Origin of the sequence: Melaminivora alkalimesophila (assembly GCF_000282995.1) — a bacterium.
Classification (GTDB): domain Bacteria; phylum Pseudomonadota; class Gammaproteobacteria; order Burkholderiales; family Burkholderiaceae_C; genus Melaminivora; species Melaminivora alkalimesophila.
In genome coordinates this window covers 1-4,902 of record NZ_ALEE01000516.1, presented here as the reverse complement: position 1 = coordinate 4,902, position 4,902 = coordinate 1, and the positions used below count along the sequence as shown (strand labels likewise).

General features: G+C 67.3%; 5 protein-coding genes. 4 read left to right on the top strand and 1 reads right to left on the bottom strand.

Translation table 11 applies throughout. From position 1 onward, the window contains the following. Positions 1 to 138 precede the first annotated feature (138 nt). The 3 genes from A612_RS10070 to A612_RS10060 all read left to right on the top strand — a co-directional run bounded on the left by A612_RS10070 (position 139) and on the right by A612_RS10060 (position 2,936). Positions 139 to 1,101: an ABC transporter substrate-binding protein gene (locus tag A612_RS10070; protein ID WP_019374367.1), complete on the top strand. Its 963-nt coding sequence runs from the start codon at positions 139 to 141 to the stop codon at positions 1,099 to 1,101. Positions 1,102 to 1,216: 115 nt separating this feature from the next. Next, entirely contained in the window at positions 1,217 to 2,125 is a 909-nt protein-coding gene (locus tag A612_RS10065) for an ABC transporter permease (protein ID WP_019374366.1), read from the top strand. Positions 2,126 to 2,141: 16 nt separating this feature from the next. Beyond that, positions 2,142 to 2,936 (top strand): ABC transporter ATP-binding protein, encoded by a 795-nt coding sequence (locus tag A612_RS10060; RefSeq protein ID WP_019374365.1) that lies wholly within the window; start codon positions 2,142 to 2,144, stop codon positions 2,934 to 2,936. Between the two features lie 64 nt (positions 2,937 to 3,000). Here A612_RS10060 and A612_RS10055 read toward each other — a convergent pair whose 3' ends face one another. After that, a complete protein-coding gene (locus A612_RS10055; protein ID WP_019374364.1) occupies positions 3,001 to 3,456 on the bottom strand; it encodes an Lrp/AsnC family transcriptional regulator in 456 nt (151 codons plus the stop codon). A 319-nt stretch (positions 3,457 to 3,775) separates the two neighbouring features. Between A612_RS10055 and A612_RS10050 the strand changes: the two genes are divergently transcribed. Beyond that, a complete protein-coding gene (locus A612_RS10050) occupies positions 3,776 to 4,747 on the top strand; it encodes a TRAP transporter substrate-binding protein (RefSeq protein WP_019374363.1) in 972 nt (323 codons plus the stop codon). The last annotated feature ends 155 nt before the right edge of the window (positions 4,748 to 4,902 follow it).

Below are 4,902 nucleotides of genomic sequence, written 5' to 3'. Positions count from 1 at the left end.
GAAAGCTGCTTCACGTCCTTGTTGAAGGTCTGCGCCGCCCCCTCTCTGCAGTTTTCCTGCGTGCAGGCACGCTTACACTTGCGCGGCGGCGTGCGTCGCCACGCCCACCCAACCCAAGCAAATATACAAGGAGATACCATGAAGAACCTGCCCTGGATGACCCTGGGTGCCGTGGCCCTGGCGGCCTCTGCCGTGGCGACCGCCGCCGATCAGAAGTCCGTGGCCGTGACGGCCATCGTCGAGCACCCGGCGCTGGACGCGGTGCGCGACGGCGTGCAGGCCGCGCTGAAGGCCGAAGGCTTCGAGCAGGGCAAGAACCTCAAGTGGCAATACCAGAGCGCCCAGGGCAACACCGGCACGGCCGCGCAGATCGCGCGCAAGTTCGTCGGCGACAAGCCAGACGCCATCGTCGCCATCGCCACCCCCTCGGCGCAGGCCGTGGTGGCCGCCACCAAGACCGTGCCGGTGGTGTTCTCCGCCGTGACCGACCCGGTCGCCGCCAAGCTGGTGCCCAGCTGGGAGCCCTCCAAGAACAACGTCACGGGCGTGTCCGACCTGCTGGCGCTGGACAAGCAGATCGACCTGATCCGCCAGGTCGTGCCCGAGGCCAAGCGCGTCGGGATGGTCTACAACCCCGGCGAAGCCAACTCGGTGGTGGTGGTCAAGGAACTCAAGGAGCTGCTGCCCAAGTACGGCATGACGCTGGTCGAAGCCTCGGCCCCGCGCTCGGTGGACGTGGGCAGCGCCGCGCGCAGCCTGATCGGCAAGGCCGACGTGATCTACACCAACACCGACAACAACGTGGTGTCGGCCTACGAGGCGCTGGTCAAGGTCGGCCAGGAAGCCAAGCTGCCGCTGGTCGCCTCCGACACCGACAGCGTCAAGCGTGGCGCCATCGCTGCCTTGGGCATCAACTACCGCGACCTGGGCGAGCAGACCGGGCGCATGGTGGCGCGCATCCTCAAGGGCGAGAAGCCCGGCGACATCAAGCCCGAGGTCAGCACCAAGATGGAGCTGTTCGTGAACCCCGGCGCCGCGGAGAAGCAGGGCGTGAAGCTCTCCGACGCGCTGATCAAGTCCGCCGCCGAGGTGGTCCAGTAAGGCTGGCGGCACGGCGGCCCGCGGCCGCCGCCCTTCCCGCCCTTTCCTTGTTCCGAGCCTGAGCAGGAGCCATGATCCGCATGGCTTCTGCTTTGCCGTACCCGAGCCCCCGGCCATGTCGCTTTTCTCCTTGCTCGGCGCCATCGAGATCGGGCTGATCTTCAGCCTGGTTGCCCTCGGCGTCTTCATCTCCTTTCGCCTGCTGCGCTTCCCCGACCTCACGGTGGACGGCAGCTTCCCGCTCGGCGGCGCCGTGTGCGCCGTGCTGATCGCCAGCGGCGCCAACCCCTTCGTTGCCAGCGTGGCGGCGGCCGGGGCGGGCGCCGTGGCGGGCCTGATCACCGGCTGGCTGAACGTGCGCCTGAAGATCATGGACCTGCTGGCCTCGATTCTGATGATGATCGCCCTGTACTCGGTCAACCTGCGCATCATGGGGGGACCGAACATTCCGCTGATCAACGACCCGACGGTGTTCACACTGCTGCAGCCCGAGGGGCTGGATGACTACTGGTGGCGCCCGCTGCTGCTGCTGGTGATCGTCGTCGCCGCCAAGCTCGCCATGGACTGGTTCTTCGCCACCGAGCGGGGCCTGGCGATTCGCGCCACCGGCTCGAACGCCCGCATGGCGCGCGCGCAGGGCATCAACACCGGCGCCATGGTGCTGCTTGGCATGGCGGTGTCCAACGCGCTGGTCGGGCTGGCGGGCGCCCTGTTCGCCCAGACCCAGGGCGGCTCGGACATCTCCATGGGCATCGGCACCATCGTCATCGGTCTGGCCGCGGTGATCGTCGGCGAATCCATCCTGCCGTCGCGGCGCATCGTCTACGCGACGCTGGCGGTCGTCATCGGCGCCATCGTCTACCGCTTCTTCATCGCCGCCGCGCTCAACAGCGACTTCATCGGCCTGAAGGCCCAGGACCTGAACCTGGTGACCGCCGTGCTCGTGACCATCGCCCTGGTAATCCCGCAGCTCAAGCGCCGCCTGCGCAGCAAGCGCGTGCCCGACGCGCCCAAGAGCCTGTGAGCCCCGGAGACCGACCATGCTGAGCGCACAAGACCTGCACATCACCTTCAACCCCGGCACGCCCATCGAGACGCGCGCGCTGCGCGGCATGTCGCTGGACATCCCGGCCGGGCAGTTCGTCACCGTCATCGGCTCCAACGGCGCCGGCAAGTCCACCTTCCTGAACGCCATCTCGGGCGACCTGCCGGTGGACATGGGGCGCATCGCCATCGACGGCCTGGACGTCACCGACCGCCCGGTCTGGGAGCGCGCCGAGCGCGTCGCGCGCGTCTTCCAGGACCCCATGGCCGGCACCTGCGAGGACCTGACCATCGAGGAAAACATGGCACTGGCCCAGCAACGCGGCACGCGCCGCGGCCTGGCGCGCGCCGTCAAGGCGGCCGAGCGCGCCATGTTCCGCGAGCGGCTGGCGACCCTCGGCCTGGGCCTGGAGAACCGCCTCACCGACCGCATCGGCCTGCTCTCGGGCGGCCAGCGCCAGGCCGTGAGCCTGCTCATGGCGGCACTGCAGCCGTCGCGCATCCTGCTGCTGGACGAGCACACCGCCGCGCTCGATCCGCGCACCGCCGACTTCGTGCTGCAGCTCACGGCGCGCATCGTCGCCGAGAACAAGCTGACCACCATGATGGTCACGCACAGCATGCGCCAGGCGCTGGACGTGGGCCAGCGCACCGTGATGCTGCACCAGGGCCAGGTGGTGCTGGACGTCTCGGGCGAGGCGCGCGCACGCACCGACGTGCCCGACCTGCTACAGATGTTCGAGCGCGTGCGCGGCGAGAAGCTGGCGGACGACGCGCTGCTGCTGGGCTGACGCATCCCGGGGCTCCCGTGAGCCCCGGCGACTGTCCAGCGCACGCCACAGGCCGATTTGGCCCTCAGACACCGAGGGGCAAGTCGGCCTTTTTCAATGTCCGCAGCACGAAACTCGAGCGGCTGTGGCGGATGCCCTTGATCTTGTAGAGCTTCTCGCGCAGCAGGCGCTCGTAGTCGCGCGTGTCCTTGACCACCACGCGCAGCAGGTAGTCGTAGTCGCCCGAAACCAGGTGCGCCTCCACCACCTCCGGGATGCTCGCCAGCACCTCGCCGAACTTCTCCAGCGTGTTGTCCGAGTGGCTGTCGAGCGTCACCATGACCAGCACCGTGTCCCCAAGACCAAGCGCCAGTGGGTCGAGCCGCACGGTGTAGCCCTGGATCACCCCCGCCTCCTCCATCTTCTTGATGCGCGCCCAGCAGGGCGAGGGGCTCAGCCCGACGGCGGCGCCGATCTCCTGCAGGCTGGCACGCGCATCGCGCTGCAGCGCGGCGAGAATTTTTCGGTCCAGGCGGTCCATGGGATAGATTATTCAGGAAAAATTCCGTGAGCAAAAAATTTTTCTGCGATTAGGCCATCGAAGCAGAAATACAGCAAAACCATCTGCGCCTCTCGTCCCATACTTCCTTCCCATCAAGGCGCTCTTACCGGGGCGCACGACATTGACCACCGCCCCGCCCGGTTACCGCCGGGCGGGTGCCTGGCAAGCCACCTGCCGACGCTGTCACCCAGGCGTCACCTGCCCCCCGGAAACCGGCACAAACCCCGATGCCCTCCTGAATGCTGCGCCGCCATAATTTTTGGCCACCCCCGCAGAAATCTTCAGGAGACCGATTCCCATGCAACCCACCCGACTCGCCCTTGGCCTGGCGCTCGCCCTGGGCCTCGCCGGCACCGCGCTGGCCCAGACCACGATGCGCATCAGCATCTCCACGGCGCAGAACTCCCACCAGGGCGTGGCCATCGACACCTTCGCCAAGGAAGTGGAAAAGCGCACGGGCGGTCGCTACCGGATCCAGACCTTCTACAACGGCGCGCTGGGCGGCGAGCGCGAGTCCATCGAGGCCGTGCAGCTGGGCACCCAGGAACTGGCCTTCTCCTCCACAGGCCCGGTGCCCAACTTCGTGCCTGAGACCAAGATCCTGGACGTGCCCTTCCTGTTCCGCGACAAGGCGCACGCGCGCGCCGTGCTCGACGGCCCCATCGGCCAGGAACTGCTCGCCAAGTTCGACGCCAAGGGCTTCAAGGCGCTCGCCTGGGCGGAAAACGGCTTTCGCCACATGACCAACAGCAAGCGCGAGGTGCGCACGCCCGAGGACCTGAAGGGCCTGAAGATGCGCACCATGGAAAACCCGGTGCACATCGCCGCCTACAAGGGCTTCGGCATCATCACCACGCCCATGGCCTTCCCCGAGGTCTTCACCGCCTTGCAGCAAGGCACGGTGGACGGCCAGGAAAACCCCCTGCCCGTGATCATCTCGGCCAAGTTCGACCAGGTGCAGAAACACCTCTCGCTCACCGGCCACGTGTACTCGCCCTGCATCTTCGTGATGAACAAGGCCGCGTTCGACAAACTCTCGGACGCCGACAAGCAGGCCTTCATCGAGGCCGCCAAGGAAGGCACCAAGGCCAACCGTGCGCGCGTGGACGAGGACGACGCCAAGGGCGTGGCCGACCTGCGCGCCAAGGGCATGACCGTGATCGACGACCTCGACAAGTCCAAGTTCGTGGCGGCCCTGGCGCCCGTGAACGCACAGTTCGAGAAGGAATTCGGCAAGGCCAACCTGGACCGCATCCGCAACGTCCGGTGAGCGCCCCCGCGCCACTGTCCGTGTGATCGACAGCGCCCGTGGGTCATGCGCCACGGGCGTTGCCGTTGAGCCCCCGCAGGAATTTCCATCCGCATGAAACACCTTTTCCTCCGCTGCGAGCGCTGGAGCAGCGGCGCCAGCATGGCCCTGGCCTT

Coding starts and splice junctions, on each gene's coding strand:
- A612_RS10070 (WP_019374367.1), top strand. CDS start 139: ATGAAGAACCTGCCCTGGATGACCCTGGGTGCCGTGGCCCTGGCGGCC.
- A612_RS10065 (WP_019374366.1), top strand. CDS start 1,217: ATGTCGCTTTTCTCCTTGCTCGGCGCCATCGAGATCGGGCTGATCTTC.
- A612_RS10060 (WP_019374365.1), top strand. CDS start 2,142: ATGCTGAGCGCACAAGACCTGCACATCACCTTCAACCCCGGCACGCCC.
- A612_RS10055 (WP_019374364.1), bottom strand. CDS start 3,456: ATGGACCGCCTGGACCGAAAAATTCTCGCCGCGCTGCAGCGCGATGCG.
- A612_RS10050 (WP_019374363.1), top strand. CDS start 3,776: ATGCAACCCACCCGACTCGCCCTTGGCCTGGCGCTCGCCCTGGGCCTC.